The organism is Thiorhodovibrio litoralis, assembly GCF_033954455.1.
Taxonomy (GTDB): domain Bacteria; phylum Pseudomonadota; class Gammaproteobacteria; order Chromatiales; family Chromatiaceae; genus Thiorhodovibrio; species Thiorhodovibrio litoralis.
The window spans coordinates 1,217,740-1,244,735 of the sequence record NZ_CP121473.1; the positions used below are offsets into that span (position 1 = coordinate 1,217,740).

The window sequence follows — 26,996 nt, forward strand, 5'->3', positions numbered from 1 at the left end:
TTTTTAATACAAGCGCTGCTGAAACCCCACAAACACCTCCCGAATCCCGCCAGGCGGCCCCAGCTCCGCCACCGCATCCGCGACGCTGTGATACTTCAGCTCAATCAACTGCGGCAGGCGTTCGGCGTCGAGCACGTCCACCCCAGTGCTGACATAGTGATCCAGCACGAAGCTCAAGAACTGCTGCTGGGGATACTCATGGCCGGCAAAGATCGCGTCCCGATGGGAGACAACCCGCTCCGCGCGGGTGATCGGGGGCTGGGCGTAGGCAATGTAAGCCAGCACGTCGTATAAGTCGCTGTGTTCCGCCTCGACCAACTTGCCGATCTCGCGCAGTTGCTCCACCCCGTAGCCGCGTTCTTCCAGCCCCTGCAACAGCGCCTTGCGGGTGTCCGGTTGGCCCCAGAGTTGGCGTAATTCGTCCTCGTTCTTGAACAGCTCGGGCAGTTCGCCGTAGAGCCGCTCCACAAACTGCCGCGCCGAGATCGGCTTGCCGTCGGGGCTCCAAAAGCTGGTCGCGCTCATGGACTGGATCAGGCGTTCCTTGCCGTCCGCCAGTTTGATCTTGACCTTGCGGCGGGGTTGGGTCTCGCATTCGCATGGAGACATCCCGCACTTGGGGCAGGGTTCCGGTCCGGCCTTTTCGCAGATGCACGGCGTTTCGCCGCAGACCTCGCAAGGCTGCGGTTGCGGTCGCGCGCAGGTGCAGGGCTGATTGCCGCAGCGCCGGCAGGGCTCGGGCTCCAGCGGCTCGCCGTCCCACTCCGGGTCGTTAAAATGCTCGTAAGCCTTCACGAAGTCGTGAATGGTGAAGTAGTCCTTGCCGTCGAACAGCCGGGTGCCGCGCCCGATGATCTGCTTGAACTCGATGATGGAGTTGACCGGGCGCATCAGCACGATATGGCGGACGTTGCGCGCGTCCACCCCGGTGGAGAGCTTCTGCGAGGTGGTCAGCATGGTGGGGATGGTCTTTTCGTTGTCGCGAAAGGCCTTCAACCAGGCGTCGCCCTGGGCACCGTCATTGGCCGTTACCCGCTCGCAATAGTGCGGGTCCGGGTTGGTCTTGAGCTGATTGATCAGGTTGCGTATCGCCAGCGCATGCGCCTGGGTGGCGCAGAACACCAGGGTCTTCTCGCGCGGGTCGATGGCGTCGAGAAACTGCTTCACCCGGTAGCGCTCGCGCGCTTCGATCTCGATCACCCGGTTGAAGTCGTCCTCGGTATAACGGTGGCCGTCCTCGATCTCGCCCTCGATGATGTCATCATCCGGGGTATAGACATACTCATCCAGGGTGGTGGCGATTTGCCGCACCTTGAAGGGCGTCAGGTAGCCGTCGTTGATGCCCTCCTTCAGCGAGTAGACATAGACCGGCTCGCCAAAATAGACATAAGTATCGGCGTTGTGACGGCGCTTGGGCGTGGCGGTCAGGCCCAGCTGCACCGCCGGGCTGAAGTGCTCCATGATGCCGCGCCAGTTGCTCTCGTTGTTGGCGCCGCCCCGGTGGCACTCATCGATCACCACGAAGTCGAAGAAGTCCGGCGGGTAATCGCCAAAGCTCGGGGCCGGTTTGCCGCTGGCGTCCCGCCCACTCATAAAGGTCTGGAAGATGGTGAAAAACAGGCTGCCATTCTTCGGCACCCGGCCGCGCTTGCGGATAATCTGGGGGTCGATGCGCACCAGGGCATCGTCAGGAAAGGCCGAGAAGTCGTTGAACGCCTGATCGGCCAGGATGTTGCGATCCGCCAGGAACAGAATGCGCGGCAGCCGGCCAGGCTCTCCGGTCTCGCGTGCCAGCAGGCTCCAGCGGGCTTGGAACAGCTTCCAAGAGATTTGAAAGGAGATGGCGGTCTTGCCCGTCCCGGTGGCCAGGGTCAGCAGAATCCGATCCCGGCCAGCCGCGATGGCCTCCAGCGCCCGGTTGATGGCGTTGTGCTGGTAGTAGCGCGGCTGCCAGAAACCGCCCTTGTCCTCGAAAGGCACCTCACCGAAGCGCTCGCGCCAGGCATTGACCTCGGCAAAGGTCAGATCCCATAGGCTTTGCGGGCTTGGCCAAGCCTCCAGCGGGCCTTCCGCGCCGGTCTCCATGTCCACCTGATAGACCCCGAGGCCGTTGGTGGAAAGCGCAAAGCGGGCCTGCAAGCGTTCCGCGTAGCGCTTGGCCTGCGCCAGCCCTTCGGTCAAATCCAGGTCGCGGCGCTTAGCCTCCAGCACCGCGAGCTTTTGGCCCTGGTAGATCAGCACATAGTCGGCAATGTCCTGCCGCGCCCTTCGCCCGCCGCCGAGCAGCCGCCCCGGCGCGATCACCTCGCGGCGCACCCGACTGCCGTCCACCACACCCCAGCCGGCGTCTTTCAGCGCGGGGTCGATGAGCTCGGCGCGGGTTTCGGCTTCGTTCATCAGAGCGCAACCAAATAGATCCAGCCGCCCAGTTGCGGCAAGATTAAGAAGGGGTGAGCGATTGGAAACAACAACCTCAGTGTTCCAGGGAATCAAAACCCGATCAAGAAAGTTCAGATGGTTTTTGGCATCTTAAGTAATTGATTCAATTTACTTTAGTGAATTTCGCCCCGTCGTGGTTTCGCTCAGAATCAAAACCCCATCAAGAAACTCAAGCCCAGCTTGGAATGTACCCGCTGCGCGGATGCTCCGGATCTGCCGCCTTGATGAGCCCGGCGTCGAGAGTCTTGTTGATGACCATTGTCGCCTGCGATGCGTTCTTCGACTCGATTCCAAAGCGCTGACACAGGCTGGCATTTTTCATCCGCTCACCACTGAGGAATTTTAGCACTGTATGCTGATAACAAGCACGGATTCTCTCATCCGGCGTCATGTGCGCGTAGCGCCTTGGCCCATAGAGAATCACCTGCATCGAATGCTCGCCTTCCCGAAACAGCGGCGGCGGTAGCTGATGGCGCTCCACGGTGGCGATGACTTTATCCAGTCCGCTGCCTTGTTCCTCGCAAAACCCCATGCGGCGCATCAGGGCGGCCAATGCCTCGTTGCGGGACCGTGGCGGCAGGTCAATCATGCGATCAGCCTGGATCAAAGGCCGCCCGGGATTGGTGATCTCGATGCGATCATCAAACAGTTCGACCTGCGGTCCCGTGCCGGTCACCGTCATATCTTGATGGATCAGCGCGTTCACCACCAATTCGCGCACCGCCAGCTCTGGAAACAGGGGTTGTGCTTCGCGAATCGCGGCGCCGATCTGCTCTTGCGTTGGAATCATGCCATTGATATACCCAACCAGCCCCTCGAGACCGGCGGCATAGCCTTTTTGCCCGTCCAATCGATGGGTCACGGTCGCCGCGCGGTTCTTGCCAGCGTAAACCACCAGCCGCACCGCCTTGCGCGCCAACGATGGCTCGAACCGGTCGAGCTGGGTGGCGAACAATATCGCCCCAAGATGGGTGATGTTCCAACGCTGGCCAACATCACGCGCGATCAGTCGATCCGCCTCCAGCCGCTCGAAGATACCGGCGCGGTTATCCGGCAACGGATGGCGCGTGAGGCGGAAATACTGGGCATAGTCGAGCAGATCCAGCACCTCGTCGCCGCTCGCGTACGCTAGTGCGATGCCGTGCTCCCAGGCAAAGGGCCGCAGGCATTCGATCAGCTTGGTGTAACGCTCGGGATAATCCGTGAGCTTGGGCGTGGCGCTGCCAATGCGGATATAAGGGATGTTGTTGAAGGCCAACGGCGCCGAGGTCGCGGCCGGAATTTCCAGCAGCACCACCCGACCGTCGGGATGATTGACGGCGCGAAAGCCAAAGGCAGGGCTGGGTTGTAACCGCTGGGCGAGCCAGAGCTGAAACTCCTGATTGCCGGCCCGGAAGCTTGCCGGGTCAAAGCGGGTGCCGATCACGGCATGGGTGGCATCGTCGATACCCCAGAGCAGATAGCCGAAGTCCCGTCCTTCCAATCGCGCGGCATTGGACAGCGCCGAACAACGCTTGCCGATGTTTTCCGGATCGACGTTGTCCCGTTTGAATTCCAGCCAGGGCTGTTCCGCGCCGAGGGCTCGCAACTCGTCGATCAGATCGATGTCGCGCGCCTCGTTCACGCGGCCACCTGTTCGGCCTCACGCTCAAGCTTGTCGGTGGTGAGTTCGCCTGCGAAAGCTTTGTGGAGGAGGGATTGTTTGAGTTCGTTTAGTGCGGACTGCTTTTCAATATAGATGGCCAGCAATCTATCACTTTCAGCTTCCAGTTCATTCAATCGTCCTGCTATCTCCGCTTGTTTTGATTGTGTTGCCGGAAATCTGACAGCGATAGCTCCAAGTTTGGCAGGAGATGTATGCCTAACTTTTACGCCAGAAGCAGTGGATTGCACCGAGGCTCGGAATGCTCGAGTGTTGAACTGATGAAAGAAAAAATCGTTTTCCCACTGAATACCATCTAAAACTTCAACAAGTCCCAATCGCTGATTGTGCAAATACCTATCTGGCTCTGGTACGATCAAAGAGCTTCCGAGCACGCCAACAGCCTGTTCTGTCATAGCAATTAGGAAATCACCTCTGCTTAAGATAAAGCCTGAAGGTATTTCGCCAGAGTAAAACTTTGTCTTCTTGCCTTGGTCTCTAAATCCGCCGCGCTCCCAAAAGGAACCTGGAGTTAAAATAACGTACTTCCCTTTAGTTGCGAAATATTCACTCTTGAAAGCGAAGCCATGCTTGATCGAGCAAAGTTCGTTTAGATTCCTTTTTTCCCATGAATCAGGCGCAAACATAAATGTTGAGTCTCGGGCAGCCTCAAAGACTTCCCGCGCATTCGCCAGGTTCTTTTCGGTATTGGCGATGGCCATCTCAATCCCGGTGAATGCTTCGTCGAGAATGGAGACTATGCGCTTTTGAGTTGATATAGGCGCGAACTGAACTTGAGTGGTCTTTATCTTAATCTGAGAAATATTAGGCTGGGCGTTGCCCGTCGCCCTTGCGACAAGGTCTTTTTGTCTATAAAGCAAAGAGTAGTAGAGATACTCGGGTAGGAATTTCTCGTTTGGATAAATGCCGCAAACTGCCTGATTAGTAGCAGAGTTGAATCGAAGTATTCCTACTTGTCCCGCTGTTGCACCATACATTGCGATTAGTACAGTATTTTTTGGGAAAACTTTTGCTGAGGACCGCTCCAAGCCCAACTCAGTAATGAAATGCTTGGCAGAAGTAATGTCCCGTCTGCAGACTTCACCGCTTAAAAGCCAAGGGATCTCGCCACCTTCATAGAATTCTCGTCTTGATTTGAGCGGAGTACCACCTGCTCCAGTCTTACAAACTTTTCCAATCTCCACTGGAGTCCATTTTTCTTTCACAACATCCCCCGAATCCCTTCCAGAATCTCCTCACTCTCCTTATCCAGCGTCTCAATCTCGTTAATAATCACCTCCGGATCACGCAGCGGTGCTTCCTCCGCCTTGTTGGGGTTGCGCACCGACAGGTCCCAGGTTTCCTGATCGACATCGGAAATATCCACCGACCAGGACTGCTCCGAGTCAGCAAAGCTGGCTTGCAGCTCCGCAAACTCCTTCAGGTCATCATCATTCAGCGGGCTGGTCTTGCCGAGGCTGCGACCCGGATCAAGCTGGTAGTACCAAATCCGCCGCGTCGGGGCACCTTTCTCGAAGAAGAGCACCACGGTTTTGACGCCGGCGCCGAGGAAGGTGCCGCCAGGGCAATCGAGGATGCTGTGCAGGTTGCAGCCGTGCAGCAATTCCCGCCGCAGCGCGCGGGAGAGGCATTGTCCGAGTTCGACAGGAAGGTGTTCTTGATAACGATGGCGGCGCGGCCGCCAGCCTTGAGGTACTTGATGAAGTGCTGCAAGAACAGAAAGGCGGTCTCGCCGGTTTTGATGTCGAAATTCTGCTGAATCTCCTTGCGTTCCTTGCCGCCGAAGGGCGGATTGGCCAGAATGACCTCGAAGCGGTCTTTCTCCTGCACATCGGCCAGGTTCTCCGTCAGGCTGTTGGTGTGCAGGACATTGGGCGCCTCGATGCCGTGCAGGATCATGTTCATGATCCCGATCACATAGAGTAGGCTTTTCTTCTCCTTGGCGAAGAAGGTGCGGGTCTGCAAGATGTCGAGATCGTGCGTGGAGAGCTTGGGCGGATTGGGGCTGTCCGGTCCCTCGGGGCCGTAACGGAGATAATCATGCGCCTCGCACAAGAACCCGGCCGAGCCGGCGGCGGCATCGTAGATGCGCTCGCCGATCTGGGGCTTGACCACCCGGATCATGGCGCGGATCAGCGGGCGCGGGGTGTAGTACTCACCGCCATTGCGCCCGGCGTTGCCCATGTTGCGAATCTTGGCTTCGTACAGGTGCGATAGCTCGTACTTCTCCTTCTGCGAGCGGAAGCTCAGGCCGTCCACTAGCTCCAGGGCATCGCGCAGGCTGTAGCCGCTTTGGAACTTGTTGGGAATCTCGCCAAAGATTTCGCCGATCTTGTACTCGATGGTGTTGGTATCCGCCGCGCGCGTCTTAAAGCCTTTGAGGTAGGGAAACAGCTCGGCGTTGACGAACAGGATCAGGTCGGGGCCGGTCAGGGCGTTGTCATGGTCAAAGCGGCCATCGGCGGTCTTGGGCGCGGCCCAGCTCGACCAGCGGTACTTGGGCTCGATGAGGTGCCGATAGGGCTTGCCCATCAGCTCGGCCTCGATCGCGTGCTCGCGCTCCAGATCGTCGAGGTACTTCAGGAACAGCATCCAGGAGGTTTGCTCGGTGTAGTCGAGCTCGGTCGCGCAACCGGCCTCTTTCCAGAGCACATCGTCGATATTGCGGAAGCTTTGTTCAAACACGGGCAATCTTTCCCTGTACTTCGAAGGGGAATGCAATCCCAAGGTCGGTGCGGCTGGCTCGCTCGCCGTCTCACTCAGCACTCAAGCAACCAAGGCTGTGATAATCGCATCGGCCAGCATGGGCACGGCGCAGACGGCCGAATATACAATAAGCTCGTGTTTCGATGGTGGAGTGCCGTCGACAAAGCCGCCTCCGGTCACCTCCAAGCTCGTGTCGCACCTCGGGCAGAGCCGCGTGGTCAACCACGGTGCTGTGATGCGTTGGAGCACCTGGATCGCGAGCGGCAAGGAACTCAGTGCAACCGCCATGCCTGTCAGAATGGCGAGCCAGGTGATTGGAAGCAGGTGGTCGAAGAAGTCCACCCAAAAGGCGTTGGCGACGACCAGGACAACCAGCATCGGCAGAATCGACGTTGGCATGGAGTGCGAGTAGCTGCTTCCACAGGTCGGGCAGCGGTAGCACTGAGCAAGGCTACTGAACAGCATGACCACCTCCCGTTGAGCCCAGCGTATTAATGCAACCGACCTCTGTTCAAGCACAGACCGCCAAGACGGGGCGGAGACCTAATGAATCCGATCCCCGGTCCAACGGTCGCGACTCTTCCAGAAAGGACAGGTCGGGCAGTCTTCACCCTCAGGGTAGTCGATACCTTCCTCATGCGGGCAGCCGATGATCCGCTCAGGCATCGCCACTGAGCGGGCTCCATGCGTTGCGATAAAGTCCTTGATCTCCGTGAGAATGTCCTCGTCCTGCCGCACGTCCGCCTCGGAATACCATTTCTGCATTTCGCCCGCGCCCGCGTCTTCATTAGGCACGATGCTGGCAACCACCTTGGTCGCCACTTTGTCCGTCGGGCCATAGAAGGCGATGGTGGCGACTGGATAACCCCGAAAGCCCTTCTTGGTATTCTTGCTCAGTGACTTGCGGATCTTCTGCGCTTTGGAGTTCATCGGCATTTTCGGACTGCGTTTTCTTGGTCGGTCTTGTGCAGTAAGCGGGGGCGTGGTGTCAGTCGGTTGTCAGCTTCGCCTTGGCCTCAGTGAGCCGCGCCTTTTCTTTCTCCAAGCTGGTGATTTTGCGCTTGAGGCTGCTGATTTCCCGTGTCACCTTTTGCAGTTCAAAGTCCAGGGCTTGCGCTTCTATGGACTGCGAACCTCGCATCTCCAGGGCCAGCGCCTCGACTTCGGCTCGCAAAAGCTTGTAATACGGGTTGCCATGCGCGTAGTGGAGTTGGCACTGCAGCTTGCCCCCCTTGATCGCTTCAACGAGGTCGTGTTCCCTGAGCCCAAACTCCTTGCAGGCATTCTTGAGGCTCAGAGATTGTCCCTTTTGTGTCCAGCGTGCGTCTGACACACGGCCTCCCTTTCTTGCATACAAGGTTATTGTAGGTTGCGACTGGGTAGCCTTGAGCTAGGGAGTACTCTATGGAGACGGCATGACTAGGTGTTCACCTAGGCTAGCTGGCGCAACCGCGTTTGATGAAGGCAAAGAAGCTCCACCTGGGTGGAGGGATAAATGGCGGAGAGGGTGTCCGCTGGATACCTGTCCGCACCGTCTGCTACCGTCTGCTAAACCGCTGATATAAATGGGAGTCGCTGTCCTTATCGTCTGCTATTGTCTGGTGCGAGCCGATGCATGTTTGTATACTGGCTTGTATACCGACATCAGCGGAGGGTCCAGACATGGCGGCAATTCACAAGCTCACAGACAGGCAGGCGCAGACCGCGCGCAAGACCATCAGCGACGGCGGCAACCTGTATCTGGTTGTCGGCAAGAATGGTAGCAAGAAATGGGTCTTTCGCTACAGCTACAGCGGCAAGTCCCGCGCGAAAGGACTCGGCAGCTACCCGAGCACAACCCTGGCAGATGCGCGCGACCAGGCGGCTAAGGCGCGCGACCAGCTCAAGGCCGGCGTTGACCCGCTCGATGCTCCCGTCGACGATGCTGATGCAGAGCCGTCGGTCCCTTCCTTCACCCAGGTAGCAGCGCGCTTTATCCGTGGTCGCAAGCGGTCATGGTCTAACCCGAAGCATCGGCGTCAGTGGGTCTCGACCATGCGGACTTACGCGCGGCCAGTCATCGGCAGCAAGCCGGTCGACAGCATCACAACAGCGGATGTGCTGGCTATCCTCGAGCCGATATGGCACTCCCGCACAGAGACGGCAAAGCGGGTGCAAGGTCGGGTGGAGAATATCCTCGACTTCGCATCGGCGCATGGGTGGCGCGATCCGCTCAACCCGGCAAGGTGGCGCGGCCATCTGGACAAGCTCTTGCCAGCGGCGGCGAAGGTGAAGCGGCAAAAGACAGGCGGCGTCACCCGGCATCACCCGGCGCTTGACCACCGAGACCTCCCGCGCTTCTATGCAGAGCTTGTGGCCACCGAGGGTCTGTCCGCGCTGGCGCTTCGCTGGCTGATCCTCACGGCCACCAGGACATCAGAGACGCTCAAAGCGACGTGGTCGGAGATAGACCTCGAGTCAGGCGTCTGGTCGATACCTGGCGAGCGGATGAAGACCCGCGTTGACCACCGCGTCCCGCTCACAGATGAGATGCGCGCCATCCTCGACCAGCTCCCGCGCGTCGACGGCGAAGACTGGCTATTTCCAGGCGAGCGCAAAGGCAAGCCGCTGTCGAATATGGCGCTACTGATGCAGATGCGCCGCATGGGCTACGGCGTCAAAGGCACGCGCGGAGATGCGGTTCCGCATGGCATGCGCGCGACATTCAAGACATGGTCTGGCGAAGTCTCGACCGCACCGAGAGAGATAGTCGAAGCAGCTCTTGCGCATGCGCTCGAGAGCAAGGTGGAGCAGGCTTACCAGAGAGGCGACTTGCTCGCAAAGCGGCGGCGCTTGATGGAGCAGTGGAGCGACTGGTGCACCAGGCCATCGGCTGACGTGGTCGACCTGGCAGAGCGGCGCAAGGCCGGCTGAATTTTCAGCTCCCGAGGGTTTGCGACTGCGACTCTTGCGACTCTTGCGACACTTGGCGGCAAGTTTGGCGCGTCTGTCAGGGTATCAAGACATCCTGTGCTGTCAGTCAACACTGACGCGAATTGACGCCAGTCAAAAAGACTAGATGTTGCGCGTTAGCTCTAACGCGCGCACAAGATATAGTGGTTGACAACGGACGAAAGCAAGGTATTGTGGACAGCTTAGGACAAAAAAAGACCGGAGGTGCTGGTAACACCATCCGGTCCGGTTGTCCGATAGGCTCGGACGGGCGCTTGATGCACTTGTGACCGCTCCGAGCATCCTTGCCGGAGTGATAGGCGTCTGGTCTGTTCGTTTGCGAATAACGCAATATAAGCGACTATAACGGACAATAACGGACAATAGCAAGACCCTGTCCCGCCGGTATCTTCAGCTCCCGGAGATACTGAAAAATGCAGTCACAGCAACCCACCATCATTCGGCCGTCTGGCATCAAGGCAGCTACCGGCTACGCTCGCTCGACAGCTTACGAGAAGATGAAGCGCGGCGAATTCCCGCAGACCGTTAAGCTCGGAGCGCGCGCGGTCGGCTGGTTAAAGTCGGACGTTGACCAGTGGCTCGCGGAGCGCGTAGCAGCGTCCCGCACTGACCCGTCATCGGCAGCATGAGGGTCAGACAATGCTTACAGACAACAAAGCCGTGGCGGCTGGCACCGCTCACGGCTCAATAGGTTATTGCGCGCTCAATTCTACCACCACCACCGACCCGGAGCCGTTTTCCCTGGCAGCTCCCGAGGTATTCCAGCCACCCGAGCCGCAGCAGATACAGGCGCGGTTTGATGCACTCACAGCCGGCGGATGGACTCAGGCCGGTATCGTATCGGAGGTACGCAAGCGCGGCATCAAGCTCGACCCTGGCGACTTCTCAAACGCACGGCGCGGCAAGCATGGCAAGAAATTGTCGCGCGAGCAGTGGCATGCGCTCCAGGCGCTCCCGGTTGACCACCAGGATGATGTCGTTGTCGACAACCAGAACGACAGCGCTGTCGACCACCAGGATGATGAGCAAGCCGGCGTCGACCTGACCACCCGGCGCGCGGAGGCGGAGCGGTATCTGGCCATCCTCGACAGCGAGGCGGAGAGCTTCACGTTCCAGACCTTCGACGATACCGAGGCAAAGCGCGGCCATCTGGCGCAGACCATCGTCGGAGACCTCGAGTCCGTCTGGTCACAGCTCGAGCGGCTAAACCAGGCTGGCGCGGGTGTATTCGTCACGGTCAATGAGACCCGAGGCCAGACCCGGCGCGCGGGTGACGTGGTCAGGGTGCGCGCATGCTTCGCGGACTACGATCCACCGAAGACAGCGCCAGCACCCGCGCTTGCTGACTATCCGCTCGCACCGGTCATGCTGGTGGAGTCCAGTCCCGGCAAGACACATACCTACTGGACAGTCGACGGACTCGACCTCCTGCACTTCAAGCCGATGCAGCAGGCCATCAGCGGTCGACTCGGATCTGACCCGGCACCGAACGACCTCCCGCGCGTCATGCGACTCCCTGGCTTCTATCACTGCAAAAACCCTGACCATCGGCATCTGGTGCGCGTGGTCTGGACAGATGAGCGGCAACCCTACCAGGCGGAGCAGGTGCGCGCGGCATTCGGCCAGCAGCGCCAGCAGCAGCAGGTGCAGCACCAGGCCACCGAGCAGACCGACACCGCGCGGCCGGCTGACACCGACCCGGTTGTCCAGGCGCTCACGGACAAGGGTTTGCTCTTACAGCGTCGACGCGACGGCGGGTGGCACATTCGCTGTCCGTGGGAGTCGGAGCACACAACACCGTCGACACCGACCTCGAGCACCTATTTCCCGGCGCATACCGGCGGTTATGCAGGCGCGGCGTACAAGTGCCAGCACTCACACTGCGCAGAGCGCGGCATATTCGACCTGAAAGAGCATCTCGGCATTGACCCGTGGCCAGACCTCGAGTCGCTCCACAACATCACCGAGCCGGAGCCTTACCCGCTCGACGCGCTACCAGAGCGCGTGAGAGCCGCTGTCGCGGAGGTGCAGGGCTTCGTCAAGGCACCGCTCCCGCTGGTCGCCACCAGCGCGCTATCGGTGCTGTCAGTGGCAACACAAGGGCATGTCGATGTCGCGCGCGCGGAGAAGCTCAAGGGTCCGAGCAGCTTGTTCATGCTGGCCATTGCGGACTCAGGCGAGCGCAAGAGCACCGTCGACGGGTTTTTCACAGCGGCCATTCGCGAATATGAGGCGAAACAGCACGAGGCGATGAAGTCGGAGCTTGAAGACTACCGCGCGGCAATGAAGAAATGGCAGGCGGAGTGCGATGGACTCTTGACTGGTATTCGGCAGTCGCGAAAGGCCGGCAAGTCCGAAAAGGTGAAAGAGTATGGACTCGCACTGCAAGACCTCGAGCACAGCAAGCCGGCGGAGCCGCGCGTTCCGCGTCTGCTACGCGGAGACGATACACCCGAGGCGCTGGCGTGGTCGTTGGCGAAGCAATGGCCGTCGGCTGGCGTCCTGTCATCCGAGGCCGGCGTCATCTTCGGCGCGCATGGCATGGGCAAAGACAGCGTCATGCGCAACCTGGCGCTGTTGAATATCTTGTGGGACGGCGGCTGTCTCGACATCGGGCGGCGGACAACGGAGAGCTTCACCGTCAAGGGTGCGCGCTTCACCGTGGGTCTGATGGTACAAGAGCAGACCTTGCGCGAATACTTCGACCGAGCCGGCGCGCTGGCGCGTGGGTCAGGGTTTCTTGCGCGCTTTCTCGTTTGCTGGCCGAAGTCGACGCAAGGCATGCGGCCATTCACCGATCCGCCGGAGCACTGGCCGGCGCTGGCGCGGTTCAACTCCCGGCTGTCAGGCATCCTCGAGAGTCCCGTCGTACCGGATGAAGACGGCAGGCTATCACCGCATCTGCTCACGCTGGCACCCGATGCAAAGGCGTTGTGGGTGCAGTTCCATGATGCCATCGAGGCGGAGCTTGCACCCGCCGGAGAGCTTCACGAGGTGCGCGACGTGGCGGCGAAGGTGGCTGATAACGCGGCCAGACTTGCGGCGCTGTTTCACGTCTTCGAGCATAACCTGGCTGACCCTATCGGCGTCGACATCATGGAGCGCGCGGTCCGCATTGTGACCTGGCATTTGTCCGAGGCGCGGAGGTTTTTCGGAGAGCTTGCGGTTCCACCCGCAACCCTGGCAGCAGCGCAGCTCGAGCAGTGGCTTGTGGGTCACTGTCGTGCGCATGGAGTCGATACGGTCAAGCGCAAGGAAGTGCAGCAGCTTGTGACACCGGCGGCACTGAGACGCGGAGACAAGCTCACAGATGCGATCCTGACCCTGGCAGAGCATGGTCGGGTGCGCGAGCGCGTCGACGGCAAGAAAAAGCTCTTGCAGGTGAGGCCGGAGGTGCTCGCAGCATGAAGTTATCCGCTCTTATGCGACCCGGCGCACTCCGAGGTACAGCGCCAACATCAGCGCCAACGGTCGCAACAGTCGCAACAATAGCAGTCGCAAGACCACCAGAGCCGAAAATTGACCCGCCACCGCTCACGGCAGCAGAGCAGGCGGACATCACCGAGGCCGTGGTGGAACGCGCGGCCATCATGGAATTTGATGTTGGACTCCGGCGACCCGAGGCGGAGCAGCAGGCGCGGTCACTGATGAGGGTCTATCGGGTGCTGGTGGCAATGGATGATGAGCCGGCGCGCTGGTGCACGCTGCTTGCTCCCGGATGTGACATCACCCAGGCACAGCGCGCGGCGGTCGCTCAATTCGGCGCAGCGCGGGTGCTCGAGGTGCGGGAGGCTGACCATGTCTAATATCCGCGCGCTCAATAGCGACAACGACGTTATGCGGGAGGCTGAAAGACATGGCGTAGCGGATGCACTGCGCAAAGCTCGCGCAAGAGCAGATGGTCATGTCTCAGCTATCACCACCACAAGCGCGCTGTTCATTGTCTGTGCGACACCACCCGATGATGGATATATCGCTTTTGTGGGAGACGGTCCCGGCGACCTCCCGGAGATACTCGCGCGGCTGAATGGTGCGCGCATCAGCGGTTTAGATGGGAGGTGAAATGGCAGTCAGGCGCGACACACAAGGCCGGTTCACGGTCGGACATCCCGGCGGACCTGGCAGACCGAAGCGGCAGACCGAGGCCGGCTACCTATCAACCATGATGAGCGTGGTCGACCTCGACCAGTGGCGTCGCATCTGCGAGAAGGCGCGAGACGATGCGCTGGCTGGCGATGAAAAAGCGCGGTCCTGGCTGGCGCGGTATCTGGTCGGAGACCCGAGCGCGAAAGCTCCCGCCACCACCGAGGTAATTATTCAGCAGCTCCTACAGCTCGACCCCGCGCTCGACAAAGCGGCGATGCGACTCGCGGCACCCGAGCTAACCAGTGAAGAGTTTCCAGGACTCGCGGCAAAAGAGCGCCATGAGTCGGTTGTCAGAGCAGAAGCGGCGGCGGCCATCCTCCAGGCGGAGGCGGTCTAGCGGGGCTTACACTAACTGTGGGTCCCTCTGGAGCTTGATGCACCACGGGTTGTTCGAGGCGCGGTGTCTGGCTAGTGACAGGAAAAAAAAACTTGGTTGTTTCTTGAGGATGTTTGACATGGCAAAGAGCGACAGCACCGACCCGGTCGGTATTGAAGACGGACTCACAGACCAGCAACGACGCGGCGCAGAGCTTGCGGCGGCTGGCTGGTCAGGCGTGGATATTGCCGGAGAGCTTAACGTCAGGCCGGAGACGGTCAGCAGATGGAGAAAGCTCCCGGCGTGGCAGGCGGCTGTCGACGGCATCTTGTCCGAGGCGCGAGCGGTTATCGGGAGTCGCGTTCTAGACTTGTCCGAGCGCGCGCTTGACCAGCTCGAGCTACTGGTCGAATACCGGCACAACCCGACTATCCGACTCAGAGCTTGCATTGAGATGGTCAGGCTGGCCGGCGTCGGTCGCGCGGTATCGGGTGGCCAGCGGAGCAGCAACCTCCCGACCAGAGCAGCGAGCGGAGAATGAGCCGAAAACAGCTCGAGCCGATGCGCGCGGCAGCAGCAACCACCGACACCGCTGTCGACTTCGATCTGCCGACTGACTTCGACTTACCGGCTGACTTCGACTTGCCGACTGACTTCGACATGCCAGCACCACCGAAAAAGACCCGGTACTGATGCGCGTTTGTATACCCGTTTGTATACCGGCGGAGATAGTCAAAGAGAAAGGCGAGAAAAAACAGGATATTGAAAACATGAATGGCGGAGAGGGTGGGATTCGAACCCACGGACGGGATTAACCGTCGCCGGTTTTCAAGACCGGTGCATTCAACCGCTCTGCCACCTCTCCGAGGGTGCTGGTTGGCGCGGAACGCTGGGGCGGGGCATTAGGCTGGACTTTGCAGACGGATTGTCTGCTTTCAGACGGTCTGCAAGAGACGGGGTGTCTGGAATGTCCGCGCGGCCCGGATGTGCGTTGTGCTGGCTGTTGAACGGCGTGCAAGGATAACGCATCAGCACTGGTCATGACCATCCCTTTATGCGCTTTGCTCGGGGGATTGAGTGCTTGATCTCGTGGCTGCTTGAGTTATCCTTGGCGGAACCAAGGGCACGGCGGCAGGGTCGGAAGGCGTTGATGTCCGCCGATGTCGGACCCAAATTTCTACAAAGTCACTGTCAACTTTGGCTTTATCAACATTGGAGTGGTGAGACACCATGGCGAATGATTACACGATGACTCAAGGTGCTTCGAGCGCCGTCGCAGCGAACAAGGTACTGAAAAATACTTACTTGCTGCTTTCCGCTACCCTCGGCTTCAGCGCGGTCATGGCCATGATCTCCATGGCGCTGGCGATGCCGCCCTGGGTCTATATGGTGTCGGTGATCGGCGCCATGCTGCTAGGTATGTTTGTGCTGCCGCGCGCGGCGCAGTCTGCCAGCGGTATCGGCGTGATTTTCCTGATTACCGGCATGCTCGGGTTCGGCCTCGGGTCGATATTGAGCATGTACATGGCGCTGCCGAATGGTCCCAGCATCATCGCGACCGCTTTCGGCGGCACAGCGCTGATCTTCCTTGGCCTGTCTGGCTACGCGCTGACCAGCAAGCGGGATTTCAGCTTTCTAGGCGGCTTTGTCTTCGCTGGCATGATGGTGTTGTTGGTCGCCATCGTCGCGAATCTGTTCCTGAACATGCCGGCGCTGTCGCTGGCAATCTCAGGCGCGATCATCCTGCTGATGAGTGCCTTCATTCTGTTTGATACCAGTCGTATCGCGCGGGGTGAGGAGACCAACTACATCATGGCCACCTACGGCATTTACCTGTCGATCTTCAATATCTTTATCAGCCTGTTGCAGATTCTCGGCGTAATGGGCGATGAGTGAGGTTGAACAGGCCTGACAGGACGGGCCGCCGCTGCGCGGCTTCCCCTGTTCATGGTCGCCGTCATCTGGAAGTGATGGCTGGTTTTTGATCTCGAAGGCCAAAACCCCGGACTCGTCCGGGGTTTTTTCTGGAGGCAGGCAGCATGGATCTTTTCCTGAAAATTGTTTTGGCAGTGGTCATGGTGCTGCTGCTGTTTCGGATGTGGCCCGCTTACAAGTCTTGGCAAGAAAATGGCCCCAAGGCGCAGAAGGGCGATTGGGCGGCGGTGGTGCTGCCCTTGGCCGGCGTGGCCGGGCTGGTAGTGGTGCTGGTGTTGATGGTGCGCTGATTGCTTGCGCGCAGCCGATGCAGTGCCGAACGGCTGAGGTCGCCGGCATGCACTTGTCCCATCGCTGATTTTCTTCGCTAAAACTTTTCGCGTATCAGGCGCTGGATTGTGGAACAGCCCTTCGTCCATCTGCATTTGCATTCGGAATTTTCCCTGGTCGATGGTTTGATCCGTCCTAAGGCGCTGGTGGCAGCCGCGGCCGGGGGTGGTATGCCGGCAGTGGCGGTGACGGATGTCACCAATTTGTTTTGCCTGGTGCGCTTTTACAAGGCGGCCATGGCGGCCGGGGTCAAGCCCATTGTCGGTGGCGAGTTTTTGCTCGAAGACCCGGCTGACCCCGCCAATCCGCATCGGCTGGTGTTGCTGGTGCAGGACCTGACCGGCTACCGCAATCTGACCCGACTGATTTCCCGCGCTTATGTCGAGCGTCAGGATGCGAATTTTCCCCGTATCAACAAAGACTGGCTGCGCGAAGGTGCCCAGGGGCTGATCGCGCTTTCCGCGGGGCGCGCAGGCGATATCGGCAAGGCGCTGGTGCGCGGTCATCGTGATGAGGCCGAGCGTCTGCTTGCGCACTGGCTCGAGCTGTTCGACGGGCGTTTCTATCTGGAGCTGATTCGCACCGGTCGCCAGGACGAGGATCTGTATATCGAGGCCGCGGTCGATCTGGCTGCCGCGCATTTGGTGCCCGTGGTGGCAACCAATGACGTGCGCTTTCTGGCGGCCGATGACTTCGATGCCCACGAGGTGCGCGTGTGCATCCATGAGGGCGTGACGCTCGAGGACCCACGCCGGTCGCGGCATTACAGCCCGGAGCAATATCTGCGCACGCCGGCGGAGATGGCTGAGCTGTTCGCCGATTTGCCGGAGGCGCTGGAGAATTCACTCGAGATCGCTAAGCGCTGCAATCTGGAACTGGAGCTGGGCAAGAGCTATTTGCCCGACTCACCGGTGCCCGAGGGGCGCACGGTCGATGAGTTCATCGCCGAGGCCTCCCGAGAAGGGCTCGACTGGCGTCTCGCGCGCACCTTTGATGTGAATGCGCCGGACTTCGCCGAGCGCCGTCGGGTCTATGACGAGCGTTTGCAGACTGAGCTCAAGGTCATCTGCGACATGGGCTTTCCTGGCTACTTCCTCATCGTCGCCGACTTTATCCAGTGGACCAAGGACCAAGGTATTCCGGTTGGGCCTGGGCGAGGCTCGGGCGCGGGCTCGCTGGTGGCCTACGCGCTCAAGATCACTGATCTTGACCCCATCGAGCATGATCTGCTGTTCGAGCGTTTTCTGAACCCGGAGCGCGTGTCCATGCCCGACTTCGATGTCGACTTCTGCATGGAGCGCCGCGACGAAGTCATCGACTATGTCGCCGACAAATATGGCCGTGAGGCGGTCTCGCAGATCATCACCTTTGGCACCATGGCCGCCAAGGCGGTGGTCCGCGATGTCGGGCGGGTGCTGGGGCAATCCTATGGTTTTGTCGACAAGATCGCCAAAATGGTGCCCTTCGAGCTGAAGATGACACTCGACAAGGCCCTGGTCGAGAGCGAGGAGCTAAAAGCGGCCTATGCCGAGGATGAGGCCGTGACCGCCATCATCGACATGGCGCGCAAGCTTGAGGGGCTGGCGCGCAATGCCGGCAAGCATGCCGGCGGGGTGGTCATCGCGCCGACCAAGCTGACCGATTTCGCACCGCTCTACTGCGAGCCGGGTGGTGTGAATCTGGTCACCCAGTTCGACAAGGATGATGTCGAGCAGGCTGGTCTGGTGAAGTTCGACTTCCTCGGCCTGCGCACCCTGACCATCATCGACTGGGCGCTTAAGACAGTGAATACCCAGCGCGCCGAGCAGGGCGAGGCACCACTCGAGATCGAGCGCATCGACCCGCAGGACGCAGATGCCTTCACGCTGCTCAAGCGCTGCGCTACCACCGCCGTGTTTCAGCTCGAGTCGCGCGGCATGAAGGAGCTGATAAAAAAGCTCCAGCCCGACAGCTTCGGCGACATTACCGCCCTGGTGGCCCTGTTCCGTCCCGGTCCGCTGCAGTCCGGCATGGTGGATGACTTCATCGACCGCAAGCACGGCCGCGCTGCGGTGGCCTATCCGCACCCGGACCTCGAGCCCATCCTCAAGCCCACCTATGGCGTCATCCTGTATCAGGAGCAGGTGATGCAGATCGCCCAGGTGCTCGCCGGCTATTCGCTCGGCGGCGCCGACCTGCTGCGCCGGGCCATGGGCAAGAAGAAAGTCGAGGAGATGGACAAGCAGCGCGCCATCTTCGAGCAGGGCGCCGCCGAGCGCGGTGTGGATGCCGGCGTCGCCACGCACATTTTCGACCTGATGGAGAAATTCGCCGGCTATGGCTTCAACAAGAGCCACTCCGCCGCCTATGCGCTGGTGTCCTATCAGACCCTGTGGCTCAAGGCGCATTATCCGGCGGCTTTCATGGCCGCGGTGCTCTCGGCGGACATGGACAACACCGACAAGGTGGTCACGCTCATCGACGAATGCCGCGCGATGAAGCTGGCCGTCGATCCGCCCTGCATCAATGGGTCGGACTGGCGCTTCACCACCGCAGGCGATGCGCGCGTCATCTACGGTCTTGGCGCCATCAAGGGCGTCGGTGAGTCCGCCATCGAGAACATTCTCGCGGTGCGCGGTGGCCGGTCCTTCAGTGATCTGTGGGACTTCTGTCGTCGCATTGACCTGCGTCGCGTCAATCGCCGGGTGATCGAGGCGCTGATTCGCGCTGGTGCGCTCGACCGCATCGGCAAGAACCGCGCGACTCTGTTAAATCAGCTGCCGGTTGCGCTCAAGCTGGCCGAGCAGTCGCACGCCAGCGCCAGCAGCGGCCAGAATGATCTGTTCGGGATGGGCGGAGGCGGCGACGAGGCCGACGCCGGTCCCGACCCGCAGATTGCCGCCGACGAGTGGCCGGAATGGGACGAAGACGAGCGCCTGCTTGGCGAGAAGGAAACCCTGGGCCTGTATCTGACCGGCCACCCGATCGACGCCTATGAGTCCGAGCTCAACGCCATGGTCTCGCGGCGCATTGCCGGCTTGGTCGAAAGCGGGCAGGGGCTTGGCTTTGGCGACGAGGGCGGCGGGCGCGGTGAGCCGCGCACCGTGGTTGGCCTGGTGGTGGCCGTGCGCACCAACAAGACTCAGCGCGGGCGCATGGCCAGTTTTACTCTCGATGACCGCACCGGGCGCATCGAGGCGACAGCGTTCTCGGAGCTCTACGAGCAGGTGCGCGAGTTGTTGGTCCCCGACAGCATCCTGGTGGTGTCAGGGCAGGTGGCGTTCGACCACTTCCGCGACAGCTGGTCGCTGCGGGCCAGTGCCGTGCGCCCACTGGCCGAAGCCCGCGCGGAGCTGGCCGACCACCTGCTGGTCAGTGTCGATCTGGCCGACCCGGAGCGGCATCGCCAGGGCAGCGCCCTGGTCAACAGCATGATCGACATCCTGCAGCAGTTTCGCGGCAGCGGACTCGGCGCGCGCATCCGCTATCACCGCCCTGGCGCCAGCGGCGAGCTGAATCTGGGCGAGGATTGGCGGGTGGCCCCCAGCGACAATCTCATCAAGCGCTTGCGACAGCTGCTTGGCAGCAAGGCAGTCGAGATCGTCTACCAACGCGAGCTGCGCCTCGCGCCGACGCTTAACCTGGTGGAAGCAGGACGGCTCGAGGACGAGCCTGAGCCATACATCGGGGCGGAATTCGCGCCGGAACTTGAACCAGAGCCAGCTAATCTGGCTTGACCTGGCTTGATTAGGCCCAGACCGAATCAGACCAGATCGATTTAGAAGGTCTTGGTGACTTCAAGGCCAATTATATGAGCTTGAGCTTCATACCTGCCAGCAATGGCGGTGGTGCCGTTGACATCGCCGGGGTCGGTGAGTGGATTGTAAGGACGTACCCCGTCGACATCGCGGTTTTCAAACATGACTAGCATGTAACCAGCATCGATACGCCAGCCGTCGCTGAGTTGGTGGCCGACACCAAGGCTAATCAACTGACGATTATTATCGGGCACCCGGGCACTGAAGTAATCGTCAGGCTGAGCATTTTCGTCGTAGGCATAGCCGAAGCGCAGCAGAGTCGCCGGCGTCAGTTGATAGGTCAGGCCAAGACGATAGGCATTCGAGTCTTCCCATTGGTTCTGGTCTTCAAGCAGCGTCTGACCGCTGGTGCGACTTTCAACTGTAATGCGATTGAACTCGCTCCAGCCCATGCGTGTCCAGTCGAATTCGATCGCTAGTTTTGGCGTCAGCTTGTAGCGCGCTCCAAGTTGCAGGCGCCAAGGTAGATTCAAATCGAGCTCGGCACTTTGCGCCGGCGGCAGTCCGCTGAGTCCGCCGGTTTGTGCGTAAAGAGCCGCCAATGTGTCATTCAGTGGGCGATAACTGCCGGTGACCTGCACGGTGGCGGCCGAATGGAAATTCGCCCCCAGGCTCCAGCGTTCCTGCTTATAGAGCGCGCTTAAGTTGAATCCCCAGCCGGTGCCGTCACCGCTGAGATCCGTGAGCGAGGAATTGAGCGTGGCCGACTTGAGCCAGTAAAGATCGGCGCCTGCTGAGAGGCTGAGCTGATCGCTGACTTTATAGGTGAGCGTGGGTGAAAAATCGATTGTCTCGAGTTTGCTTTGGGTGGGCTGGGGGCTGATGGGCACCTCGGCACCTGTTGGCAGGGTGGTCGTTCCGGTCAGGGCCGGAAAAGTGCCAGTGGGCCAGCGGGTCTCGAGACCAAAGGGAGCGGTGATGCCAAGACCAGCCCACCATTGATCATTCAGCTTAATCGCAGCCTGCATCATGGGTGCGGCCAGCCAGTCAGCACCCTGACTGTCGTGACTGCCGGTGGCTGTGCGCACCGAAAAATTCGGCCCGATGAACAGACTGCCGGCGGCAATGGAGCTTTGGTCATGAAAGCCCATGGCAGCCGGATTAAAAGCAAAAGCACCGGGATCTTCCGGATTAGCAACCATGGCGTTAGCGGAACCGAGGCCGGCCACGGAAATCTCCGGCACCGCGAATCCTGATGCCTGGACTGAATCTATCGTGGCCAGACTGAAGCCAACAGCCATAGTCAGACCGCAGGCGAGAACAAGGCGGTGTTTTCGGGTAATGGGTTTCAAGGCGGTGCCCCCTGGTAAAGTGAGAGAAAGGCCCGCGACTCAGTGCATCAAGGCCCGTCATGAACCTGTAAAATATAAGGGAATTTGTTGCGGGTGCCCAGAGGGTTTCACCAAGAGTGCTTAATCTGTTCTCTCCGCTAAAGGCGGGTTCGTGGGCGCTTCCTCATGGGACTCACGTGTCATGCGTTGCAGGAAGGCGGCGATCTGGGCGGGAGATTCTGTCTCTAAGTGAATGGCGGTGTGGTCTTCCTCGCGGCTTAGCGGATCATGTTTTTCCTGCTGGCGTGCGAGAATGACCGTATCGGCATCTGAGGCGTCGTCACCGCGGCTGAGTCGTGAGAGCACTCTTGCTTTAAGGACATCCGGCGGCGCCTTGAGCGCCAGAATGGTGAAGTCGCAGTGCTGCTCGCGAGCCAGTGCATGGAACCACTGGCGGTGCTCGGCGCACAGAAAGGCGGCATCGACCAGCACGCTGCAGCCGGCGAGCAATATCTGCTCGGCGAGCGCGAGCAGGCGCTGATAAGTTTGCCGCGAGGCTTGCTCGCCATAAAGTTGGGGCGCGCGCGCTTCGTTCTGCGTGGCCGCGAACAGGCGTTTGCGCTCGATGTCGGAGCGGATTTGAATCAGTGGCAGACGCTCGCGCAGCGCATGTCCGAGCCAGGTTTTGCCTGATCCCGACAGCCCATGGGTGATCAGAAGCCTGGGCTGATGGACTCTGGTGTAGTCCTCGGCCAGGCAAAGATAGTGGTCAAGCTGCGCGCGCGCCTGGGCTTCGTCTTCCGGGGAGTCGGGATGCCCTTGATGAAGTTGGCTCAGGCGGATGCCGCTGACCTTGGCACGCACCATGGCGCGATAGACCTGATAAAAGGCCAGCAGGCGCAGGCCGGCATAGTCGCCGGTGAGTTCCAGGTAGGTGTTGATCAGGCGTCGCTCGAGTGCGGTCTCGCCGATCTCGCGCAGGTCCATAGCGAGAAAAGCCAGGTCGCTGATGCAATCGATCCAGCGCAACTCGGGATTGAACTCCAGCGCATCGAAGATGGTCGGCTCGCCGTCGAGCAGGGCGATGTTGCCGCGATGCAGATCGCCATGGCATTCGCGAATCCAGCCCTCCATCTTGCGCGCGGCGAGCAGCGACTCGAACTCGCGAAAGCGCTGACGGGTCCAGTGCTCAATTCGGCTGACGCGCTCTGCGCTGTCGGGGCAGAGCGGTCCGTCGCGCAGAACCTGAACGTTGGCCAGCATGGGCTTGAGGATTTTTTCTGGAGTTCCGTAGGGGCTGTCGCTGCCGGCGGCGGGCTGGCTCTGATGAAATGCCGCGATCTGCTCCGCCAGACGATCAATAATGCCGCGGTCGACGGGGGTCTCGGTCAGCACCACCTGGCGCGGAAAGCGGCGCATGCGCACCGCATATTCCAGCGCCTCGCCATGGGTTTGCAGACGGATGCGACCGGCCTGTTCGCCGATCTGCACCACATCCAGATAGAGCCCGGGCGCCAGGCGGCGGTTGATGCGGACTTCCTCATGGCAGAAGTGCCGGCGCTGCTCCAGGGTGGAGAAATCGAGAAACCCAAGATTGACGGGCTTTTTCAGCTTATAGGCGTATGCACCGGCGAGCAGAACGAAGGAGATGTGAGTTTCAATGACCTCGATCGACCCGACGGGATGCGGGTAGGCGTCCGGCTGCTTGAGTGCCTCGATGATGGAAGCGAGTGTCTGACGGGGCGCGTCTGCTGAGTGACCCGGTGAGTGATCCATGGAAAGATCAGGTGAGCGATCCGGTGAGTCGTCCCCAGATTTGTCGGGAGAACGGTTCGGCGATCCGTCTGGGAGCCTGGCTGTCATGACAGCGCGCTGCTGATGCCAGTCAGAGGCCACAAGGCAAGCGACCAGAAGGCAAGCGACCAGAAGAGGGCTTCGGACCATGCTGCCGCTTGATGCAGCGCCGGAGCTTGACTATGATCGCGCGTCACTTGCTGGCCTGCCGAGCAGGTAGCCTGGCAGTGGTGTTTCGACCCAGTCTTATTGTTTTGAGTCTTGTTGTTTTTAAGAGAGTTGCCCATGAATATTGATCGTATCGTCTTTGCCTTTGCCGGATTCATGATTCTGCTGACCTTACTGCTGGGCTGGCAGTTCAGCGAGTACTGGTATCTGTTCACCGCCTTTATCGGGCTGAATTTGCTGCAGTCGGCCTTTACCGGCTTCTGCCCTCTGGCCTTGATTCTCAAGAAAATGAACAAGCCATCGGGCGCGGCGTTCTGAAACCCAGGGTGGGCTGGAGTCCGCCAGGCTACTCCGACCACAGGCGCAGTGCATTGCGAATATCGACGTCGCGCAGGGTGGTCACGGATTGACCGCGCTGGCGCAGCTCTTTGAGCATGCGATCGATTTCACGCTCAGCCAGCATCCAATCGCGCTCGGCTTGGCCCGGGGCAAAGCCGCGACGCTCGGAGAGAAAATAGGCGGCCACCGCGATCATGCGATGGCGGTCGGCTGCGGTGGGGCTGATGACAGAAGACGGTTGTGCGCTCATTTCGTGCTGTTGTGTGGCGGCCTAAGTCAATCTCGCCCCTTATTGGCGCCGGTCGCGGAGTATTTCACGCGATCTCCGAGTATCGGAGTAAAGATAGTGAAGCCAACGGGCGTGCGCGTTACTATAACCTGACATGTCAGCTAGCGTCCGAGACGCGGGCGGCGGGGTGCGCTATCGCGGCCGGTTCAATGGTAGCTCCAACGAGAGTGGTCGCTGCGATGAGGAAGACGGAATGAAAAAACTCAAGTCCTTGTCCGATCAGGAAGGCGCCCGCGCCTTGCTGGCAAAGGTTCAGCCCCTGCTGAGCCAGGTGCAGGCACTGGCGAAAAAATACGGCGCCATCGCCTACAAGTACGGGCGCATCGGCGCTCAGGCGGCCTGGGTCGTGTTGCAGCGACTGCCGATCGCGAGCCTGTCCTTTGCCCACGCGCTGGCGGATGCGGACTACGCAGAGGAGCTGCGTGCGCTCCATGCTGATCGGCTCTCTACGCCCGGTCTTGGGTCAGCCTCGGCATCCCGCTCGGCGGCGCAGGCTGCTTCCCCAACCGCTGCGCAACTGGCAGGTGCGGACCAGGCAAGCGCGCAAGCGGCCGCGGCCAAACCGGCGGAGCGCGCGCCGGTCAAGCTGGAGCCGGTGGAGCTTGAGAAAGCACCGCCTGACTCGGCCCTGCTGCTGCTCAGTCTGCTACAGAAAGAGGGCCGCTTCATTGATTTCATGCAGGAGGATGTCGGCAGCTATAGCGATCAGGAAGTCGGCGCGGCGGCGCGTGTGGTGCACCAGGGTTGCGGCAAGGTGCTGAATGAATATTTGCACATCGCGCCGGTGCGTTCCGAAACGGAAGGGGCGCAAGTCACCCTGGAGCCGGGATTCAATCCGTCCGAAGTCCGCCCGACCGGTCAGGTCGTCGGCGAGCCACCCTTTACCGGCGCGCTGGTGCATCGCGGCTGGAAGGCGACGGAGATTCAGCTGCCCAAAATTGCCAGCAGCCATGATTTGCGCATCCTGGCCGCGGCGGAGGTGGAGCTGTGAGCAAGCCGCGTTTTGCGATCGGCATTGATCTGGGCACGACTCATTGTGCCCTGGCCTATGTCGAGTCGGCGAAGTGCGACGGCGAGCAGGTCGAGCATCATCAGATGCTCATCCCCCAGTTGACGGGGCCGGGCTCGGTGGAGGAGTTGCCCGTTCTGCCGTCTTTCATTTATCTACCGCATCATGACGAGTTCAAGGCGGGGGACCTGAGTCTGCCCTGGCCCAGCGACCCGGCACGCATCGCCGGTGCTCTGGCGCGCAAGCAGGGTACCAACACGCCGCTGCGTCTGGTCTCCAGTGCCAAGAGCTGGCTGTGCCACCCGGATGTGGACCGCAAGGCGGCGATTCTGCCACCGCCGTTGTCGGCGCCCGACCCGGCCGACGATATTTCGCGCATGTCGCCTTTCGATGCCAGCATTCATTATCTGGCGCACCTGCGCGATGCCTGGAACGGCCAGCATCCGGATGACCCGCTGGAGCAACAGGAAGTCACGGTCACAGTGCCTGCTTCCTTCGATCCCGCCGCGCGCGAGCTGACCGCTGAGGCAGCAAGTGCGGTTGGTCTCAGTAACCTGGTGTTGCTGGAAGAGCCGCAAGCCGCGCTCTACAGCTGGGTGAACGACACGCGCGGCGACTGGCGCCAACAGGTTAAGGTCGGCGACATTCTGCTGGTGGTCGATGTCGGCGGTGGCACCACCGACCTGTCTCTAATCGCAGTCACCGAGGATGCTGGCGCGCTGGAGCTGACGCGGGTGGCCGTGGGCGAGCATATTCTGCTCGGCGGCGACAACATGGACCTCACCCTCGCCCATCTGGTCAAGCAGAAGCTTAAGGCTGATGGCATCGAGCTCAACCGCTGGCAGGTGCAGGCGCTGACCCATGGCTGCCGCCACGCCAAGGAGTCCCTGCTGGCTGACGCGGAGCTCGACAAGGTGCCGGTGGTGGTGCCAAGCCGCGGCACCAAGCTCATCGGCGGTAGCATCCGCACGGAGCTCACGCGCGAGGAGGTCGAGCAGACGCTGATTGAGGGTTTTTTTCCTGATTGCGAGATTTCCGCCCGTCCCTCGGTACGCGAGCGCGGCGCCCTGACCAAGGTCGGGCTGCCTTTTGCCCAGGACCCGGGCATCACCCGCCATCTCGCGGCCTTCCTGAGTCGCCAGGCCGGCGCGACCGGCGATCTCGAAGGCTTTGTCGAGCAAGCGCACTGGGCTAGCTTTCTGCATCCTACTGCCGTGTTGTTCAATGGCGGCGTGTTCAATGCGGCGGTGCTGCGCGAAAGGGTCATGTCGGTGGTGAATCAATGGCTCGCGGGCGAGGATGCGCCACCCGCGCGCCTGCTTGAGTCGCACGATCTTGACCTGGCCGTCGCCCGTGGCGCCGCCTTTTTCGCCCATGTGCGCGGCCATGGCGGGGTGCGCATTCGTGGCGGTACCTCGCATTCCTACTATGTGGGTATTGAATGCTCGGGGCCGGCTATTCCAGGCATGGAGCCCGAGTTGCAGGCACTGTGCCTGGTACCCTTCGGCCTGGAGGAAGGATCAGACCCGGTGCAGCCGCCGCAGGAGTTCGGCCTTATCGTTGGCGAGCCGGTGCGCTTCCGCTTCTTCGGCTCCACCGTGCGGCGCGAGGACCAACCCGGCGATTTGCTGGAGGAGTGGAGTCCTGATGAGATTGATGAGCTTGAGGACATTCAGACCAATCTGCCGGCGGATAATCGCGAGCAGGGCGAGGTAGTGCCCGTGCGGCTGCAGGCATCGGTGTCCGATGTCGGCAACCTGGAGTTGATTGCGATTCCGCTGACCGGCAAGGCGGCTGAGTGGAAGGTATCCTTCAATACCCGCGGCGGTGCGGAGCGCTGAC

The 26,996-nt window shown here is 60.6% G+C and carries 23 protein-coding genes, 1 tRNA gene and 1 pseudogene; 14 read left to right on the top strand and 11 right to left on the bottom strand.

What is annotated here, in order from left to right:
- Positions 1–3 precede the first annotated feature (3 nt).
- The 7 genes and pseudogenes from hsdR to Thiosp_RS05365 form a co-directional block, all read right to left on the bottom strand.
- Positions 4–2,397 (bottom strand): EcoAI/FtnUII family type I restriction enzme subunit R, encoded by a 2,394-nt coding sequence (gene hsdR, locus Thiosp_RS05335; protein ID WP_201065815.1) that lies wholly within the window; start codon positions 2,395–2,397, stop codon positions 4–6.
- Between the two features lie 211 nt (positions 2,398–2,608).
- Positions 2,609–4,063 (bottom strand): ATP-binding protein, encoded by a 1,455-nt coding sequence (locus Thiosp_RS05340; protein ID WP_201065813.1) that lies wholly within the window; start codon positions 4,061–4,063, stop codon positions 2,609–2,611.
- On the bottom strand, positions 4,060–5,307 hold the full coding sequence (locus tag Thiosp_RS05345) for a restriction endonuclease subunit S (RefSeq protein WP_201065811.1): 1,248 nt from the start codon (positions 5,305–5,307) through the stop codon (positions 4,060–4,062). Before Thiosp_RS05345 ends, Thiosp_RS05340 begins: the two co-directional genes overlap by 4 nt.
- Positions 5,304–6,787: pseudogene (locus Thiosp_RS05350) on the bottom strand (N-6 DNA methylase). The gene Thiosp_RS05345 and the pseudogene Thiosp_RS05350 overlap by 4 nt, the downstream one beginning before the upstream one ends.
- Positions 6,788–6,868: 81 nt before the next feature.
- Positions 6,869–7,186, bottom strand: coding sequence for a hypothetical protein (locus Thiosp_RS05355; RefSeq protein WP_323696848.1), 318 nt, complete (start codon positions 7,184–7,186; stop codon positions 6,869–6,871).
- Between the two features lie 165 nt (positions 7,187–7,351).
- Positions 7,352–7,738 (bottom strand): hypothetical protein, encoded by a 387-nt coding sequence (locus tag Thiosp_RS05360; protein ID WP_201065809.1) that lies wholly within the window; start codon positions 7,736–7,738, stop codon positions 7,352–7,354.
- A 58-nt stretch (positions 7,739–7,796) separates the two neighbouring features.
- Complete coding sequence (locus tag Thiosp_RS05365) at positions 7,797–8,141, bottom strand: hypothetical protein (RefSeq protein WP_201065808.1); 345 nt, start codon at positions 8,139–8,141, stop codon at positions 7,797–7,799.
- 329 nt (positions 8,142–8,470) lie between these two features.
- On the opposite strand from Thiosp_RS05365, the gene Thiosp_RS05370 reads away from it, so the two are divergent.
- From Thiosp_RS05370 to Thiosp_RS05405, 8 genes are all read left to right on the top strand, one after another.
- On the top strand, positions 8,471–9,721 hold the full coding sequence (locus Thiosp_RS05370; RefSeq protein ID WP_323696610.1) for a tyrosine-type recombinase/integrase: 1,251 nt from the start codon (positions 8,471–8,473) through the stop codon (positions 9,719–9,721).
- Between the two features lie 452 nt (positions 9,722–10,173).
- Positions 10,174–10,389: a helix-turn-helix transcriptional regulator gene (locus tag Thiosp_RS05375; protein WP_201068932.1), complete on the top strand. Its 216-nt coding sequence runs from the start codon at positions 10,174–10,176 to the stop codon at positions 10,387–10,389.
- 10 nt (positions 10,390–10,399) lie between these two features.
- Positions 10,400–13,168: a DUF3987 domain-containing protein gene (locus Thiosp_RS05380; protein WP_201068931.1), complete on the top strand. Its 2,769-nt coding sequence runs from the start codon at positions 10,400–10,402 to the stop codon at positions 13,166–13,168.
- Complete coding sequence (locus Thiosp_RS05385) at positions 13,165–13,566, top strand: hypothetical protein (RefSeq protein WP_201068930.1); 402 nt, start codon at positions 13,165–13,167, stop codon at positions 13,564–13,566. The genes Thiosp_RS05380 and Thiosp_RS05385 overlap by 4 nt, the downstream gene beginning before the upstream one ends.
- The gene (locus tag Thiosp_RS05390; RefSeq protein WP_201068929.1) at positions 13,559–13,822 is read left to right on the top strand and encodes a hypothetical protein; all 264 of its coding nucleotides are present in this window, start codon (positions 13,559–13,561) and stop codon (positions 13,820–13,822) included. Before Thiosp_RS05385 ends, Thiosp_RS05390 begins: the two co-directional genes overlap by 8 nt.
- 100 nt (positions 13,823–13,922) lie before the next feature.
- Positions 13,923–14,243: a hypothetical protein gene (locus tag Thiosp_RS05395; protein WP_201068928.1), complete on the top strand. Its 321-nt coding sequence runs from the start codon at positions 13,923–13,925 to the stop codon at positions 14,241–14,243.
- A 118-nt stretch (positions 14,244–14,361) separates the two neighbouring features.
- Positions 14,362–14,763 (top strand): hypothetical protein, encoded by a 402-nt coding sequence (locus tag Thiosp_RS05400; protein ID WP_201068927.1) that lies wholly within the window; start codon positions 14,362–14,364, stop codon positions 14,761–14,763.
- Positions 14,760–14,915 (top strand): hypothetical protein, encoded by a 156-nt coding sequence (locus Thiosp_RS05405; protein ID WP_201068926.1) that lies wholly within the window; start codon positions 14,760–14,762, stop codon positions 14,913–14,915. The genes Thiosp_RS05400 and Thiosp_RS05405 overlap by 4 nt, the downstream gene beginning before the upstream one ends.
- 82 nt (positions 14,916–14,997) lie before the next feature.
- Here Thiosp_RS05405 and Thiosp_RS05410 read toward each other — a convergent pair.
- Positions 14,998–15,087: transfer RNA gene (locus Thiosp_RS05410), tRNA-Ser, on the bottom strand.
- A gap of 365 nt (positions 15,088–15,452) precedes the next feature.
- Between Thiosp_RS05410 and Thiosp_RS05415 the strand changes: the two genes are divergently transcribed.
- The 3 genes from Thiosp_RS05415 to dnaE all read left to right on the top strand — a co-directional run bounded on the left by Thiosp_RS05415 (position 15,453) and on the right by dnaE (position 20,203).
- On the top strand, positions 15,453–16,118 hold the full coding sequence (locus Thiosp_RS05415; RefSeq protein ID WP_201068925.1) for a Bax inhibitor-1/YccA family protein: 666 nt from the start codon (positions 15,453–15,455) through the stop codon (positions 16,116–16,118).
- 143 nt (positions 16,119–16,261) lie between these two features.
- Positions 16,262–16,447 (top strand): hypothetical protein, encoded by a 186-nt coding sequence (locus tag Thiosp_RS05420; RefSeq protein WP_201068924.1) that lies wholly within the window; start codon positions 16,262–16,264, stop codon positions 16,445–16,447.
- A gap of 108 nt (positions 16,448–16,555) precedes the next feature.
- Positions 16,556–20,203 (top strand): DNA polymerase III subunit alpha, encoded by a 3,648-nt coding sequence (gene dnaE / locus Thiosp_RS05425; protein WP_201068923.1) that lies wholly within the window; start codon positions 16,556–16,558, stop codon positions 20,201–20,203.
- A 41-nt stretch (positions 20,204–20,244) separates the two neighbouring features.
- Here the strand turns inward: dnaE and Thiosp_RS05430 are convergent, their stop codons facing one another.
- A complete protein-coding gene (locus Thiosp_RS05430; protein WP_323696849.1) occupies positions 20,245–21,468 on the bottom strand; it encodes an OmpP1/FadL family transporter in 1,224 nt (407 codons plus the stop codon).
- A gap of 228 nt (positions 21,469–21,696) precedes the next feature.
- Entirely contained in the window at positions 21,697–23,331 is a 1,635-nt protein-coding gene (locus Thiosp_RS05435) for a bifunctional aminoglycoside phosphotransferase/ATP-binding protein (protein WP_201068921.1), read from the bottom strand.
- 303 nt (positions 23,332–23,634) lie between these two features.
- Between Thiosp_RS05435 and Thiosp_RS05440 the strand changes: the two genes are divergently transcribed.
- A complete protein-coding gene (locus Thiosp_RS05440; RefSeq protein WP_201068920.1) occupies positions 23,635–23,835 on the top strand; it encodes a YgaP family membrane protein in 201 nt (66 codons plus the stop codon).
- Positions 23,836–23,863: 28 nt separating this feature from the next.
- Here the strand turns inward: Thiosp_RS05440 and Thiosp_RS05445 are convergent, their stop codons facing one another.
- Entirely contained in the window at positions 23,864–24,106 is a 243-nt protein-coding gene (locus Thiosp_RS05445; RefSeq protein WP_201068919.1) for a DUF2934 domain-containing protein, read from the bottom strand.
- A 232-nt stretch (positions 24,107–24,338) separates the two neighbouring features.
- Here Thiosp_RS05445 and Thiosp_RS05450 point away from each other — a divergent pair, with 232 nt between their 5' ends.
- Both Thiosp_RS05450 and Thiosp_RS05455 read left to right on the top strand, forming a co-directional pair.
- Positions 24,339–25,136, top strand: a complete 798-nt coding sequence (locus Thiosp_RS05450) for a DUF2760 domain-containing protein (protein WP_201068918.1) — start codon at positions 24,339–24,341, stop codon at positions 25,134–25,136.
- Positions 25,133–26,995, top strand: a complete 1,863-nt coding sequence (locus Thiosp_RS05455) for an Hsp70 family protein (RefSeq protein ID WP_201068917.1) — start codon at positions 25,133–25,135, stop codon at positions 26,993–26,995. Before Thiosp_RS05450 ends, Thiosp_RS05455 begins: the two co-directional genes overlap by 4 nt.
- The last annotated feature ends 1 nt before the right edge of the window (position 26,996 follow it).